At 69.9% G+C, this 14,641-nt stretch carries 18 protein-coding genes and 1 other RNA gene; 4 read left to right on the top strand and 15 right to left on the bottom strand.

Going from position 1 to position 14,641, the window contains the following annotated elements; genetic code table 11:
* Positions 1–2: 2 nt before the first annotated feature.
* From ET445_RS18295 to ssrA, 6 genes are all read right to left on the bottom strand, one after another.
* Positions 3–566: a FecCD family ABC transporter permease gene (locus ET445_RS18295; RefSeq protein WP_279433472.1), complete on the bottom strand. Its 564-nt coding sequence runs from the start codon at positions 564–566 to the stop codon at positions 3–5.
* Positions 563–1,012: an iron chelate uptake ABC transporter family permease subunit gene (locus ET445_RS18290; RefSeq protein WP_279433471.1), complete on the bottom strand. Its 450-nt coding sequence runs from the start codon at positions 1,010–1,012 to the stop codon at positions 563–565. Before ET445_RS18290 ends, ET445_RS18295 begins: the two co-directional genes overlap by 4 nt.
* A 23-nt stretch (positions 1,013–1,035) precedes the next feature.
* Positions 1,036–2,025, bottom strand: coding sequence for an ABC transporter substrate-binding protein (locus tag ET445_RS10280; protein ID WP_129191149.1), 990 nt, complete (start codon positions 2,023–2,025; stop codon positions 1,036–1,038).
* A gap of 297 nt (positions 2,026–2,322) precedes the next feature.
* Positions 2,323–2,679, bottom strand: a complete 357-nt coding sequence (locus ET445_RS10275) for an amidohydrolase family protein (protein ID WP_129191148.1) — start codon at positions 2,677–2,679, stop codon at positions 2,323–2,325.
* A 103-nt stretch (positions 2,680–2,782) separates the two neighbouring features.
* On the bottom strand, positions 2,783–4,063 hold the full coding sequence (locus ET445_RS10270) for an MFS transporter (protein ID WP_129191147.1): 1,281 nt from the start codon (positions 4,061–4,063) through the stop codon (positions 2,783–2,785).
* Between the two features lie 146 nt (positions 4,064–4,209).
* Positions 4,210–4,580: a transfer-messenger RNA gene (gene ssrA / locus ET445_RS10265) on the bottom strand.
* A 159-nt stretch (positions 4,581–4,739) separates the two neighbouring features.
* Here ssrA and ET445_RS10260 point away from each other — a divergent pair.
* A complete protein-coding gene (locus ET445_RS10260) occupies positions 4,740–5,414 on the top strand; it encodes an SIMPL domain-containing protein (RefSeq protein WP_165314372.1) in 675 nt (224 codons plus the stop codon).
* A 27-nt stretch (positions 5,415–5,441) separates the two neighbouring features.
* On the opposite strand, the gene ET445_RS10255 is transcribed toward ET445_RS10260, so the two are convergent.
* From ET445_RS10255 to prfB, 5 genes are all read right to left on the bottom strand, one after another.
* Positions 5,442–6,179, bottom strand: a complete 738-nt coding sequence (locus tag ET445_RS10255; RefSeq protein WP_129191145.1) for a tyrosine-protein phosphatase — start codon at positions 6,177–6,179, stop codon at positions 5,442–5,444.
* A gap of 65 nt (positions 6,180–6,244) precedes the next feature.
* Positions 6,245–6,721 carry an SsrA-binding protein SmpB gene (smpB, locus tag ET445_RS10250; protein ID WP_129191144.1) on the bottom strand — a complete coding sequence of 159 codons (477 nt, stop codon included), beginning with the start codon at positions 6,719–6,721 and terminating at the stop codon, positions 6,245–6,247.
* Between the two features lie 94 nt (positions 6,722–6,815).
* Positions 6,816–7,727, bottom strand: a complete 912-nt coding sequence (gene ftsX, locus ET445_RS10245; RefSeq protein WP_129191143.1) for a permease-like cell division protein FtsX — start codon at positions 7,725–7,727, stop codon at positions 6,816–6,818.
* A complete protein-coding gene (gene ftsE, locus ET445_RS10240) occupies positions 7,724–9,004 on the bottom strand; it encodes a cell division ATP-binding protein FtsE (protein WP_129191142.1) in 1,281 nt (426 codons plus the stop codon). Before ftsE ends, ftsX begins: the two co-directional genes overlap by 4 nt.
* 58 nt (positions 9,005–9,062) lie before the next feature.
* Complete coding sequence (prfB, locus tag ET445_RS10235; RefSeq protein WP_129191141.1) at positions 9,063–10,172, bottom strand: peptide chain release factor 2; 1,110 nt, start codon at positions 10,170–10,172, stop codon at positions 9,063–9,065.
* A gap of 61 nt (positions 10,173–10,233) precedes the next feature.
* On the opposite strand from prfB, the gene ET445_RS10230 reads away from it, so the two are divergent.
* Entirely contained in the window at positions 10,234–11,532 is a 1,299-nt protein-coding gene (locus tag ET445_RS10230; protein WP_129191140.1) for an MFS transporter, read from the top strand.
* Between the two features lie 11 nt (positions 11,533–11,543).
* Here ET445_RS10230 and ET445_RS10225 read toward each other — a convergent pair whose 3' ends face one another.
* Positions 11,544–12,041 (bottom strand): winged helix-turn-helix transcriptional regulator, encoded by a 498-nt coding sequence (locus tag ET445_RS10225; RefSeq protein ID WP_129191139.1) that lies wholly within the window; start codon positions 12,039–12,041, stop codon positions 11,544–11,546.
* 70 nt (positions 12,042–12,111) lie between these two features.
* On the opposite strand from ET445_RS10225, the gene ET445_RS10220 reads away from it, so the two are divergent.
* The gene (locus ET445_RS10220) at positions 12,112–12,921 is read left to right on the top strand and encodes an SDR family oxidoreductase (RefSeq protein WP_129191138.1); all 810 of its coding nucleotides are present in this window, start codon (positions 12,112–12,114) and stop codon (positions 12,919–12,921) included.
* 36 nt (positions 12,922–12,957) lie between these two features.
* Positions 12,958–13,314, top strand: coding sequence for a nuclear transport factor 2 family protein (locus ET445_RS10215; protein WP_129191137.1), 357 nt, complete (start codon positions 12,958–12,960; stop codon positions 13,312–13,314).
* Here ET445_RS10215 and ET445_RS10210 read toward each other — a convergent pair whose 3' ends face one another.
* From ET445_RS10210 to ET445_RS10200, 3 genes are read right to left on the bottom strand one after another with little or no spacing between them, the layout of a single operon-like run.
* Positions 13,315–13,764: a pilus assembly protein TadG-related protein gene (locus ET445_RS10210; RefSeq protein ID WP_165314371.1), complete on the bottom strand. Its 450-nt coding sequence runs from the start codon at positions 13,762–13,764 to the stop codon at positions 13,315–13,317.
* Between the two features lie 32 nt (positions 13,765–13,796).
* On the bottom strand, positions 13,797–14,306 hold the full coding sequence (locus ET445_RS10205; RefSeq protein ID WP_129191135.1) for a TadE family protein: 510 nt from the start codon (positions 14,304–14,306) through the stop codon (positions 13,797–13,799).
* Positions 14,281–14,619, bottom strand: a complete 339-nt coding sequence (locus tag ET445_RS10200; protein ID WP_129191134.1) for a TadE/TadG family type IV pilus assembly protein — start codon at positions 14,617–14,619, stop codon at positions 14,281–14,283. Before ET445_RS10200 ends, ET445_RS10205 begins: the two co-directional genes overlap by 26 nt.
* Positions 14,620–14,641 lie beyond the last annotated feature (22 nt).

The following is a 14,641-nucleotide window of genomic DNA, read 5'->3' as shown; positions in this document are numbered from 1 at the left end:
CGTCAGAGCTCCACGTTCCGGCGCAGCCGCACGAGCGCGATGAAGACGGGAGCGCCGACGACGCCGACGATGACGCCGACCTGCACCTCGCCGGGGGCGGCGACGAGCCGCCCGAGAAGGTCGCAGCCGAGGAGCACGATGGGCCCGAGCACGAGGCTGTACGGCAGGATCCACCGGTAGTCGGGGCCCGTGATGAGCCGGGCGAGATGGGGCACCATGAGTCCCAGGAAGGCGATCGGGCCGCACGCGGCGGTCGCGGCGCCGCAGAGCACGGCGACGACCGCGAACGTGAGGGCGCGATTGCGGCCGACGTGCTGGCCGAGCGAGCGGGCGAGGTCGTCGCCCATCGCGAGCGCGTTGAGCGGGCGTGCGAAGCACATCGCGGCGATGAGGGCGACGACGAGGTAGGGGGCGAGCGCCTGCACGATGGGCCAATAGCGACCCGCGAGTGCGCCGACCTGCCAGAACCGCAGTTCGTCGAGCACGTCGGCGTCGGCGAGGACGATCGCCGACGTGACCGACGAGCAGGCCGCCGTGACGGCGACGCCCGCGAGGGCGAGCTTCACCGGGATCGCCCCTCGCGCCCGAACGACGCGATGCCGTACACGAGCACCGTCGCCGTGGCAGCACCGAGGAAGGCGAACCAGACGTAGGCTCCGGCGGTCTGGGCGCCGACGAGCAGGATGCCTCCGACGACCGCGACGGCCGCGCCCGCGTTGATGCCGAGCACGCCGGGGTCGGCGAGCGGGTTGCGGGCGACGCCCTGAAGCAGCGCGCCGCCGACGGCGAGCGCCGCTCCCACGAGCACTCCGAGGACCGTGCGCGGCACGCGCATGTCGAGGATGACGGTGAGGTCGGTCTCGGCGGCCCGGCCGAGGTCGATCGCGCGCGATCCGAAGAGGATCGATGCGGCCGCGACGACCGCGAGCACGACGACCGCGCCGACGAGCCCCGCGGCGAGCCCGACGCGGGTGCGCGGGCTCGCCTTCGGAGTCTCCAGTGCGGTCGTCATGCGGATGATCCGGCGAACGGTCGCTACTCGCCGACGTTCGGGTCGGCGCCGTCGACGACGGTCGTGAGCTGACGGAGCTGTGCGGCGTAGTCGCTGTACGTGTGCAGCCAGTAGGCCGGCCACGTGGTCGTCTGCCCGGCGGAGTACGCCGTGATGGTCTTCGCGATCGGCTGGGCCGCGAGCACCTCTTCGTTCGCCGGGTGGTTGCGGTCGTCGAAGAGCAGCAGGTCGGGCTGGTAAGTGTCGGCAGTCTCGAAGCTGAGGCTCTGCCAGTAGGGGAAGTCGGGGTCGGGCGTGTCGGGGACGATGACGTCGAGGCCCCACTTCTGAAGGTCGAGCAGCTCGGGTGCGTACTCGGGCACGGCGACGGCGTAGATGTCGTCGTAGGGGCTGATCGCGAGGGCCGTGAGGCCGGGCTTCGCCGCGGTCGCGGCCTCGAAGCCGGCCACGGCGGCGTCGAACTCGGCACGTTGCTCGTCGATGACCTCGGGGTCGGCGCCGAGCGACGCGGCGAGGTCGGCGTACCCCTCGATGAGGTCGACGATCGAGTCGCCCTGGGCGGCGCCGACGACGGGCGCGAGGTCGGCGAGCTTCTTGCTCGACTCCTCGACGCCGTCTTCAAGGCCCGAGTAGGCCTCTTCGACCGGCCACCAGTCGCCGACGATGAGGTCGGGCTGGAGTTCGGCGACCTTCTCGACGTCGATCTTGCCCCACTCTTCGCCGACGATCTCGATGCCGTCGAAGTCGGCGCCGGCGAGGCCGACGTCGCTGCCGATGTCGCCGTCGGCGTAGATCGCGATGGGCGTGATGCCGAACTCCATGAGCGCCTTCGCGGCGTAGGCGTGGGCGACGATGCGGGTCGGCACGTGGTCGGCGGTGTAGGTCTTGCCGTCGCCCGACACGTAGCTCCAGGCGTCGCCGCCCGACGCCCCGTCGGCGGTTTGGGCGCAGCCGGCGAGCGCGACGATGCCGGCTGCGGCGAGGGCGATGAGGGCGGGGCGGTTTCGGCGCACGGTCGAACTCCTCGGAAGTTTGGGTGTTAGGCGAGCCTCACCTTACCGACTTCGGCGGGCCGGTCGCACCCCCGAGACATCCTCATGTCCCTCGAACGCGGCTGGCCCGCGCGTCGATCCTTCACGAGCCCGATGGCCACGCCGGCGATACTCGCGCTCGAGACATCCATGCCACGATCGCCCCTGTCGCACACCCGAAGCGACACGATGAAGGATCGGACATGGACGAGTACGCGCCCGGCGCGCCGGAGCACTGGTACTGCGACGAACCTGAGTGCGACTACTGCACCTCGGCATTCACCGACTGACCGAGGCCGTCGACGAGGCATCCGCCGCGGCGACCGGCCGCGCCCGCTCGGGCAGGAGCGCCGCTGCGAGGCATCCCTGCACGTAGTGCACGTGCGAGTCGACGAAGCCGGCGGTCACGATGGCGTCGGGATAGTGGTCGAGATGGATGTCTCCGAGCGATCCCTTGACCGTCTCGTACGGCCCGACCGCGGTGATGAGCCCGTCCTCGACGATGACGACCCCGTCGGCGATGTCCACGAGGACGGCGTCGTCGCCTTCGACGAACGGGTCGCCTTTCACCGTCACGATGTGCCCGCGCACCGCGTGCGTGCCGGCGCCCCCGTGCGCTGCCGCGTAGAACACCATCGCCATCCCCCCAGACACGACCTCGAGTCGCTGCGACCATGCGAAGGCTAGACCCGTTGCGGTGCGACGGCCACCCCCTTCACCCGCGGGGAATGACGTGCGCTCACCCGCGTCGTACGGGCGGATCGCGGAGCAGCAGGCTCGCGACGACGCCCACGACGAGCACCGCCGGCATGATCCAGAGAATCCCCTGGAAGTCGGCGAGCGTCGGATCGTTCGGGAGGAAGGCGGTCGGGATCGAGGCGAGCAGCCCGCTCACGATGAATGCCGACCCGTTGACGATCGCCGACGCGCTCCCGATGAGCGATGACGGCACCGACTCCCCGGCGACCGTGAACCCGAGCATCTGCGCCCCCGAGAAGAGCCCGACGGCGAACATGAGCACGACCGCGACGGCGGACGACTCGTCGGGCAGGTAGACGACGAACCCGATCGCGAGCGCCTGGAGGGCAAGCGCGATCGCGGCGGGCAGCTTTCGGCTCCCCCAGCGATCGGAGACGATGTTCACGAGCGGCGCCCCGACTGCCAGACCGAGCCACGCCACGGCCGTGAGCACGGTCGCGAACGCCGTCGACGCGCCGCGCGCCTCCATGATCCGCGGCCCCCAGAGGGTGCCGACGGCGAGCATCGTCCCGAACGATGCAGCGGTCAGCAGCGCCGCGAGGATGACCTGCCGGTTCGCGAAGCAGCGGCCGAGATCGACGAGGATGCCTCGGACGACGCCGTGCTCGCGGCGGGGCCGCGCGGAGACCGACGAGTCGGCGCCTGCCGCGCCGGTGGGCGCCGGATCACGCACGAACATGACGAAGAGCACGACGAGCGCGAGCCCGAAGCATCCGAACGCGACGAGCAGTTGCTGCCATGTCAGCGCCTGCAGGAGTGCGAGGATCGCGGGCTGCGAGACCGCCGACCCGAGCGACGCGCAGGCTTGCACGAGCCCGAACATGAGCCCGTACCTGGCCGCGACGAACCATTTGCCGCCGACGTATCCGGCGCCCACGAAGCCGAACGACGCGCCGATCGCGAGCACGGTCTGGGCGACGGCGAGCACCGCGAAATCGACCGAGCCGGCATAGAGGAACGCCCCGACGGTGACGAACCCGACCGCGATCGCGAGCAGAGGCCGACTGCCGAACCGGTCGAGGAGCGCTCCCGAGAAGAACTGCACGGCCGCGAACACCCACGTGTAGATCGCCGCCGCGACGCCGATCTGCTTGAGACTCAGCCCGGCGGACTTCTGGATCTCGGGCGACACGACCGCGTACCCCGTCTGGATCGCGAAGAGCCACACGACGAACGTCGTGGCGAGCACCCACACGAGCCAGGCGCGTGGGCTGCCGAGCCGCGTGCGCGGATCGACGATCGCGTCGGTCGAACCGCTCATGCGAACCCCCTCGTCCTGTCGCCAGACTAGGCAGGGAAGCGGGGTCGACGGAAGACGTCGCGGATGAGGCATCCGTCGACCGATCGTCGAGAATCCCAGTGTGCGACGACGACTCGTCTGCCGGAGGCAGAGCCCCGACAGACACAGGGTGGAGATGGGGGGAATCGAACCCCCGTCCATCGCTGTGATTCCACGCCTTCTCCGGGCGCATCCTGTCAAGCGTTCTCGTCGGCCCCGACTCTTGCGACAGGCATCTGAGTCGACGGGCCCAGCCTGAAGAAGTCCCACGCACCGTTCAGGCGCCGGTGCGCAGCAAGTCCCCTAAATGACGCCAGTGACCGGGGCGGGAACGAACCCGGACTGACGGACTTGTGGCTCTACTGCTTACGCAGCGAGAGCGAAGTCGATCTGCTTCTTATTGGCAGTTATTGTTTCGCAGAGATCGTTTACGAGATAACCCTGCATCCTCGGCCCGCTTCTCGCGGTTTCGCAGGCGATGTCGAAACCGATCATCCCCATGGGTCACCAGACTCGCGCTCGTTCGAGCTCGACTGCTGGCGGGCCGTCGTCGCACACTGTGGAGTTCTCAAATGTCCGCCCACCCGGAGGTGCGCGGCCTTACAGTCTAGAACAGGCGCGACGCGCGCGCCATTCCGGATCGATGAGGAGACCGCACGTGAGCATCCAGATCGCCGTCAACGGCCGCGCCGAGGTCAAGATCGCCCCCGAACTCGGCGCCGTGTCGGTCACCGTGTCGGCGTCGGGCCCTGACCGCCAGCGACCGTTGCGCGACGTCTCCGAGTCGCACGAGCGCCTGCTCGCGAGCGTGCGCGCACTCGACGCCGAGGGTGTGCTCGACCGCTGGTCGGCTACCCAGTTGCGCACGTGGGCGCACCGCCCCTGGAACTCCGACGGCAAACAGCTCGCGCTCGTCTACAACGCGAGCGCCGCGGTCGAGATCGTCTTCAGCGACCTCGGTCGGCTGTCCGAGTGGGTGGGCAGCGCAGGCGAAGAAGCGCGGCTGTCGGTCGGCGGCGTCAGCTGGCAGTTGACGGATGCCACGAACCGCCGTGTGCGCGAAGAAGCTCAGCGTGAGGCCGTCGCCGACGCCGTCGCGAAGGCCGTCGTCTACGCCGACGCGGTCGGCGCAGGGCGGCCGGTCGCAGTGGAGATCGCCGACACCGGCATGCTGTCGGCGCACCCCGTCGAACCGCCGCAGCCCGTCTACGCGATGGCGCGCGCGAGCTTCGCGAAGGCCGACGCGGCACCGCCCGCGCCCGAACTCGCACCGGCCGACCTCGTGATCGCCGCGACGGTCGATGCGCGGTTCTCGGCCGAGCCGCGGGCCTGAAGCGCCGCGCGCTTCAGAAGACGCGCGTCATCCCTCGTCGACGAGGAGCTTCTCGAGCGCCGACAGCTCGTCGAGCGAGAGGCCCGATTCGAGCAGGTACCGCCTGGCCGACCCGTGCGAGCGCTCGACGACGTCGATCGCCGAATCGATCGCCTCGGGCGGGCTGCCGCCCATGAGCACGCGCAGTTCGGGGGTGTCGGGCACGCCGTAGCGGCCGATCATCTCGACCATGCCGTCGAGCCACTCGCCTGCGAGGTACTGCTCGGTGCGTTCGTAGTCGGCGATGACGGAGTCGCGGTCGACGCCCACCGCGAGCAGGGTGAGCGCGACGACGACGCCCGTGCGGTCTTTGCCCGCGGTGCAGTGCACGAGCACCGAGCCGTCGGTGGTGGTCGCGATGTCGCGCACGGCTTCGACGACGATGCTCGAGTGCTGGGTGACGATGCGACGGTAGAGCGCTTCGAGCGAGATGCCCTTGGCGCCTTGCGACGCGCCCGACCCCTCGAACACGGGAAGCCGCCGCACGTCGAGTCCGAGTCCGGCGACGTCGTCGGGCATCGCCTGCGCCTCTTGCTCGTCGCGCAGGTCGATGACGCGGCGGAGGCCGAGTTCGCGGAGCTTCGCCCGCCCCGGCTCGCCGATGCGGAAGAGCCCGTCGGAGCGGTACAGCGTGCCCGAGCGCACGGGGCCGCTCGCGGCAGGCAACCCGCCGACATCACGGAAGTTGTAGGTGCCGGGTACGAGGATCCGAGTCGAGGTGTCCATCACGGGCGAGCCTAGTCGAGACATCCGTCACCGCGGCCGCGAGGCCGCCGAGAACCCGCTGTGCCCTACTCCCCCATGTGGCGACGGCTCGCCATGGCGCGATCGGCCTCGCGCTTGTCCTGCTTCTCGCGCAGCGCCTGCCGTTTGTCGTACTCGCGCTTGCCCTTCGCGACCGCGAGCTCGACCTTCGCCCGACCGTCGCTGAAGTAGATCTTGAGCGGGATGAGCGTGTACCCGCCCTGCGCCGTGCGGTGGCTGATCTTGATGATCTCCTGCTTGTGCAGCAGGAGCTTGCGCTTGCGCCTGGGCGCGTGGTTGTTCCACGTGCCCTCGGTGTACTCGGGGATGTGCACGGCGTCGAGCCACATCTCGCCGCCGTCGATGAACGCGTAGCCGTCGACGAGCGACGCGCGCCCCTCGCGGAGCGACTTGACCTCGGTGCCGGTCAGCACGATGCCGGCCTCGTAGGTGTCCTCGATCGTGTAGTCGTGGCGCGCCCGCCGGTTGGTCGCGACGACCTTCTCCCCGCGTTCCCTGGGCACGGCTCACTCCTTGTTTCGTTGATGTTCGACAGAGGGATGTCTCGGCCAACGCCGAGCAGCCTGCCAGTCTAGCGGGTGATCGGGCACCCGCCGCCTACACCCGCAGATACCGCCGGATCGCGATGCCCGCCGACACGGCCGCGAGCGCGACGCCCACGAGGATCAGGAGCGGCACGACGAGCCACGCGTCGCCGAGGTCGACGAACGTGAACGACAGCGTCTTCGCGAGGTAGCCCTGCACGAAGAACTGCACGATCGCGAGCACGGCGGCGCCCGCGAGAAGCGAGCCGATGAGCCCGGCGAGCACGCCCTCGAGCACGAACGGCGTCTGGATGAACCGGTTCGACGCGCCGACGAGTCGCATGATGCCGAGCTCTCTTCGGCGTGAGAACGCCGAGAGGCGGATGGTCGTCGCGATGAGCAGCGCGGCCGCGACGAGCATGATGACGGCGACGGCGATGGCCGTGAAGCTCGCGGCGTTCAGCACGTCGAAGATCTGGTCGAGCAGGCTCCGCTGGTCCATGACCTGCTCGACACCGGGGAATCCGGCGAGCGCTTCGGAGATGATCTCACTCTGCGACGGGTCGACGAGGTTCACCCAGAACGTCTCGTTGAGCTGATCGGGGGTGACGTACTCGGCGGCGGGCGTGCCGGCGAACTGCTGCTGGAAGTTCGCATACGCCTGGTCGTGGTCTTCGAACGTGACGTCGTCGATGAACTGCGCGAGCGTGTCGGAGTTCAGTTGCGCTTCGATCGCGGCCTTCTGCTCCTCGGTGGCCTCACCCGACTCGCAGCCCGCCGTCGTCGACAGTTGGGTGCACAGGTACACGGCGACCTGGGCTCGGTCATACCAGTAGCCCTTCATCTGCGCGATCTGCAGCTGCATGAGCGCGGCGACGCCCACGAACGTGAGCGAGATGAACGTCACGAGCACGACCGACACGACCATCGAGGCGTTGCGTCGGAGTCCGCTCGCCGCCTCGGCGAGCACGAGTCCAAGCCTCATGTGGTCGGCCCCACTTCCTGGTCGCGGTCGTCGTCGCGCGGCCCGCCGGGTGCGCGGAGGCCGAGTCGCTCGGCGAGCGTGAGCGGGGCGGATGTCTCGTCGGCGTCGGATGCCTCGGGCACGAGCGCCTTGGGGTCGATGGCGATCTTGCCCGTGGCGGCCGCGGTGATCTCGGCGGCTTCGTCGGTCACGGCGTCGGTCGCCTCGGGCTCGATATAGAGCGGTGCGGCGTCGCGCATGACCTCGGGGGTGACCTTGGGGGCGGCTGCCGTGATGGGTGCGGCGCCGGTCGTCGTCGCGGGTTCGGGCGAGGCATCCGGCTTCGTGCCGTCGACCTTCTTGCGCGCCGACGCACCCGCGGCACCGGCCGCGGCTGCACCGGCCGCGGTGCCCTTCGAGGTCGAAGCGGGTGCTGCGGTCGGAGCCGGCTTGTCGCCCGCCGCCGCCTTCGTCGAGGGTGCGCGCTTCGCGGCCCCGGCCTTGCCTGCGGTCCCTGCCGCGCCGCGCTTCGCCGGCTTCGCGCCTGCGGCGTCGGCCGAGACATCCGCGTCCTGCCCTTCGGTGACGGGCTCGTACTCGACGTCGCGCACCGTCTGGCCGTCGTAGCCCGCGCTGCGCTCGTCGCGCACGATGACGCCCGCCGAGAGCTCGATGACGCGGCGGCGCATCTGGTCGACGATGCCGGCCTCGTGGGTCGCCATGACGATCGTCGTGCCGCTCGCGCTGATGCGCTCGAGGAGGGTCATGATGCCGGCGCTCGTGACGGGGTCGAGGTTGCCCGTCGGCTCGTCGGCGAGGAGGATCTGCGGCTTGTTGACGATCGCGCGCGCGATCGCGACGCGCTGCTGCTCACCGCCGGAGAGCTCGTGCGGCATGCGCTTCTCTTTGCCCTCGAGGCCGACGAGCTTCAGGGTCTCGGGGACGGCCTGGTGGATGAACCCGCGCGACTTGCCGATCACGCGCAGCGTGAACGCGACGTTCTCGTAGACCGACTTGTTCGGCAGCAGGCGGAAGTCTTGGAAGACGACGCCGAGATTGCGGCGGAAGTACGGCACCTTGCGGCTCGAGATCGTGCCGAGGTCTTGGCCGAGCACATGGATCTTGCCCGACGTCGGCCGCGCCTCTTTGAGGATCAGCCGGAGGAAGCTCGACTTGCCCGAGCCCGAGGCGCCGACGAGGAAGACGAACTCGCCGCGCAGGATCTCGACCCCGACGTCGTCGAGAGCGGGCCGACCTTGGCCCGGGTACTTCTTGGTGACGTGGTCGAAGCGGATCATCGGGAACGAGCCTAAACAGACTCGCGCCGTTTGTCGTCAGCGACTCGCGCGAGCGTGCTTAGTCGTCGTCCTTGCGCTTGCGCCACTTGATGCCGGCAGCGATGAGGCCGTCGAGGTCGCCGTCGAAGACGACCGCGGGGTTGCCGACCTCGTAGCCCGTGCGCAGGTCTTTCACGAGCTGCTGGCCGTAGAGGAAGTACGACCGCATCTGGTCGCCCCAGCTCGCCGTGATGACGCCGGCGAGCTCCTTCTTCTTGGCCGCCTCTTCCTCCTTCTTGAGGAGGAGGAGGCGGGTCTGGAGCACGCGCATGGCGGCCGCACGGTTCTGGATCTGCGACTTCTCGTTCTGCATCGAGACGACGAGGCCCGTCGGGATGTGCGTGATGCGCACCGCCGAGTCGGTCGTGTTGACCGACTGCCCGCCGGGGCCCGACGAGCGGAACACGTCGACGCGGATGTCGCCCTCGGGGATGTCGACCTCGACCGCTTCTTCCATCACGGGGATGACTTCGACGGCCGCGAAGCTCGTCTGCCGCTTGTCGGCCGAGCCGAACGGGCTGATGCGCGCGAGGCGGTGCGTGCCGGCCTCGACCGACAGCGTGCCGTAGGCGTACGGGGTGTCGACCTCGAACGTCGCCGACTTGATGCCCGCGCCCTCGGCGTACGAGGTGTCCATGACCTTGACCGGGTACTCGTGACGCTCGGCCCAGCGCAGGTACATGCGGAGCAGCATCTCGGCGAAGTCGGTCGCGTCGTCGCCGCCTGCGCCCGAACGGATCGTGACGACGGCGCCGCGGTCGTCGAACTCGCCGTCGAGGAGGGTCTGCACTTCGAGTTGGCTCACGACGCCCTGGAGCTCGACGAGCTCGGCCCGCGCCTCCTGCTCTGCGTCGTCGTCCTCCATTTCGTTCGCGAGCTCGACGAGGACGTCGAGGTCGTCGAGACGGCGACCGACGTCGGTCACGCGCTTGAGATCGGCCTGCTTGTGGCTCAGGGCGCTCGTGACCTTCTGCGCCGCAGCGGGGTCGTCCCACAGATCGGGGGCGCCCGCCTGCTCGGAGAGTCGGGCGATGTCGGCCTCGAGGGCGTCGACGTCGACGACGGCGCGGATGTCGTCGTACGTGGAGCGCAGGGCGGCGATCTCTTGCGTGAAGTCAGAATCCAACATGGCCGTCCCAGCCTAGTCGTCGCGTCTGGGAGGCGGATGCCGCGGGTGTAGCGTCGAATCGATGTCCGTCGCCCAGCCCGCTCCCTTCGATTGGCGCTCGGTCGTCGTCCCCGTCTACCTGCCGACGCTCGTGTTCTCGCTCGGCGAAGGCGCGATGATCCCCGTCATCCCGATCGTCGCAACCGATCGCGGCGCCTCCCTCGCCCTCGCGGGCCTCATCGCGGCGCTCCTCATGGTGGGCGAGCTCGTGGGCGATCTGCCGGCGGGATGGCTCGTCGCGAAGGTCGGCGAACGGCCCGCGATGATCGGCGCCGCCGCGCTCGCGGTCGTCGGCGTCGTGCTCGCGCTCCTCCTGCCGACGGTGTTCTGGCTCGGCGTCGGCGTGTTCCTGCTCGGGCTCGCGACCTCGGTCTTCGGCCTCGCCCGACACGCATTCCTCACGAGCTATGTGCCTGCGCGCATCCGCGCCCGCGCGCTCTCGACCCTCGGCGGCGTGTTCCGCGGCGGCTGGGCCGTCGGCCCGTTCGTCGCTGCCGCGCTCATCGCATGGACGGGCCACACCGAGTCGGTGTTCTGGGTGCTCGTCGCCGCGTGCGCGGCCGTCGTCGCCGTGCTGCTGTTCCTGCCCGACCCCGAGCGGGTCTTCGGTGCGGCACAGCTCGCGCGCGAGACATCCACCGCCACCGGCAGCGTTCGCAAGGTGAGCGGCACTGCGAATCCGGATGCCTCGAAACCGGCCGATGCACCGTCGCCGAGCGTGTTCCGGGCGATCCGCGAGAACGCGGCTGTCCTCGTCCGGCTCGGAACGGGTGCCGGGGTGCTCTCCGCGCTCCGCGCGAGCCGCACGGTCGTGCTGCCGCTGTGGTCGGTGTCGATCGGATTGCCAGCCGAGCAGGCCGCGCTCATCGTCGGCATCTCGGGCGCGATCGACTTCGCCCTGTTCTACTCGAGCGGGCAGATCATGGACCGCTTCGGCCGGCTGTGGAGCGCGATCCCCGGCATGCTCGGCATGGCCCTCGGGCACATCGCGCTCGCGTTCACGCACGACCTGCCCGACCGCGTCGGCTGGTTCACGGCGCTCGCCGTCGTGCTGGGCTTCGCGAACGGCGTCACGAGCGGATTCATCATGACCCTCGGCGCCGACCTCGCACCCAAAGACAACCCCGCGCCCTTCCTCGGCGCGTTCCGCATGATCGCCGACACGGGCAACGCGGGCGCGCCCCTCCTCATCGCCGGCATCACCGCGGGGGTGTCGCTCGTCGCAGCGAACATCGTCGTCGGCGTCATCGGCATCGTCGGCGCGGCGATGCTCTGGCGGTGGGTGCCGCGGTACGTGCCGCACCCGCACAGGCGGCGGTAGAGACCCCGCCCCTAGACATCGCGTGCACGCGGACGCGCGTAGCGCGCCCGCATCTGTTCGCCCGCGGCGGGGCCGGAACGGAACGCGAAGCGCGGGTCCGACACGGAGACTCCCGAGACGGGATCGATCGTCACCGGCTCCACCTCGCGACCGGTCTCGGAATCGACGAGCACCATCGCACGTTCGGACGGAGCGAGTTGCTCGTTCCTCCAGGCCGCCATCGCCACGAGGATCGGACGCAGCGAGCGACCGAAGTCGGTGAGCACGTACTCGTAACGCACGGGGCGCTCCTGATACGCGCGCTTGGTCAGGATCCCGTTGTCGACGAGCGTCTTGAGCCTCGCCGTGAGCATGCTCGACGACAAGCCGATGTTCGCCTGGAACTGGTCGAAGCGCGAATAGCCGTCGAAGCAGTCGTGGAGGATCAGCATCGTCCACCACTCGCCGACATACGACATCGCCGTCGAGAGCGGACACTCGCGGTCTTCGACCCGTACGCGCGCGGACATGCAGCCTCCTGTCGAGCGCCGGCCTCCGACGCATCCTGCGTTAGTGGTTAGTGCTATTCTAGCAGTTACCATGACTGCTGAAACAGAAGTGACCCAGCCTTCCCCGTCGGGAACGGGCGACCACGCGCTCCGCGCCGTCGTCACCGGCGGGTCTCGCGGAACCGGCGCAGCCGTCGTACGACGCCTGCGCAACACGGGCATGGATGTCACGGTCATCGCGCGTACTCCGCCCCCAGGCGACGCCGACTCGGCCCGCTTCGTCGCAGCAGACCTCACGGACCCCGCTTCGGTGCACGCGGCGGCCCGACTCGTGCTCGCCGACGGCACCCCCGACGTGCTCGTCCACGTCGCAGGCGGGTCGCACTCGCCGACCGGCGGCTTCGCCGCCCTCGGCGAAGAGGAGTGGGAGCGCGAACTCGACCTGAACCTGCTCTCCGCGGTGCGCGTCGACCGCGAGCTCGTGCCCTCGATGATCGAAGCCGGGCGTGGAGCGATCATCCACGTCGCATCCATCCAGGCACGCATGCCCCTGTGGGACGGCACGCTCGCCTACGCGGCCGCCAAAGCGGCACTGCGCACCTACAGCAAGGGGCTCGCCGGCCAACTCGCGCCGCACGGCATCCGCGTCAACACCGTCTCCCCCGGCGGGATCCAGACCGAGGGCGCCGACCGCCTGCTCGACCGTCTCACCGAGCGTCACGACGGCGACCGGGATGCCGCGTGGGACTCCCTCGTCGCGGCACTCGGCGGCGTGCCGCTCGGTCGCTTCGCGACCCCCGAAGAGATCGCCGGAGTCATCGCGTTCCTGGCCTCGGAGCACGCTGCCGGCATCCTCGGCTCCGACATCGTCGTCGACGGCGGAACCGTCCGCACGACCTGAACCCGCGCACACCCTGCCCGACGAATGGAGATCCCGATGACCGACACATTCACCGAGTACGCCCCAGGCATGCTGCCGGCGCCCGTGCTCGCCTATCTCGATGCGCGCGACGCGAGCCGGTACAGCGACGCCACCGCCCTCTTCGCGGCCGACGCCGTTGTCTTCGACGACGGCAAGACCTACGAGGGCGGCGATGCCATCGACGCCTGGATTCGAGAGTCCTCGACCGAGTACACCTACACCAGTACCCGCATCGGACAAGAACTCGTCGATGACGACCACGCGGTCGTGCTCGTGCGACTGGACGGCGACTTCCCGGGCGGCACCGTCACGCTCCGCTACGGCTTCGAACTCCGCGACGGGCGCATCGACCGGTTGGCGATCACGGTCTGATCAGTTGAACACCGACCGCGCCGTCGCGGTCACCTCGACGGGGATCTCGATCGGCACGAAGTCGGAGGCGACCGGCGGGCGCCACACGGCGCGGAGGGTCACCGTCGCAGTGAGGGTGTCGTCGGCCGTCGCGTGGACGATCTCGAGTCGGTCGAATCCGCCGCCGTAGTCGAGCGCGCCCGCATCGGCGAGGTAGTCGCGGACGGCGCGGTCGACGGCGTCCTCCGCGAGGTCGAACGCGAACACGCCGTCTTCGATGTTCACGCTCTCGAGCGACCATGCCTCGGCCGCGGCGAGCGCGGCCCCGTCGGCGACCGTGAAGAGTTGTTTGCGTTCGAGGTAGAGCGAAGTCGCCGAGACGCCGACGACCATGAGCGCCAACGCGAAGAGCGCGTAGACGAGCACGAGCGGAAGCGTCGAGCCCGAGTCATCCCTGAGCCGTCGAGACATCCGCTCCCGCATCGCCTCACCCGTTCGCCGGATCATCCGCCGACCGCCGCGAATCGCGACACCGTCTGCGTCGCATGTCCCGCGACCGCGACGTTCGCGAACCGATCGAGCCCGAGGAACGACGGCACGAGCGGCAGCACGACGCGTGCGTCGACGTCGACGCGCACGCGCGCGCCTGGCGCGCTGCAGTCGTTCGCGCGGCCGCAGTCGAGACGAACGGATGCCGCATCCGCATCAATTCCGTAGTCGGCCAGGGCGACCCGCACCGACCGCTCCACCACGATCTCGGCCGACCGTTCGTCGCCCGCGAGCGACGCGACCCGCGCCGCGTGGCGAGCTGCACCCTCGACGCCGAGCGCCGCCGACTGCACCGACGCGAGGGCGAGCACGAGATACACGACCGGCACGAGCAACAGCACTCCGACGGTCAGGAACTCGAGGGACGCCGAGCCCCGGTCGTCGCTCGCGAGCCAGGCGCGAAGCCGTTCGCAGAGTGCGCTCCGCGGTCGCGCCCAGTCAGTCGAGCGCCTCGATGGCCGCATGACCCGTCACCTCCAGCCCGCCGTCGATGCCGATGAGCCCGAACACGGGAAGCGCGGCGCGCACGGTGACGGCGACGACGGGCACTCCCCCGACCTCGGTGCGGGTCGCGTGCACATCGGACGCGTACCCGGGGCTCAACGCCGTCGACACGAGCTCGACCGTGCGCTGCGCGCCCTCGGCGTCGGTCGTCCCGGCGAGAGCCGCGTACCGCGCGCCCTCGGCGGCCGCATCGAGCAGCGTCGTACGGACGTGGAGCGCGAGCGCGAATTGCAGCACCGCGAGCACGAGAGTCGTCAAGAGGGCTGCCACCATGACGAACTCGGCGACGGCCGAC

It is taken from the genome of Agromyces protaetiae (genome assembly GCF_004135405.1).
In the GTDB taxonomy this organism is placed as follows: domain Bacteria; phylum Actinomycetota; class Actinomycetes; order Actinomycetales; family Microbacteriaceae; genus Agromyces; species Agromyces protaetiae.
Note: the sequence above shows the minus strand (reverse complement) of the source record. Positions and strands in the feature narration are given on the sequence as shown.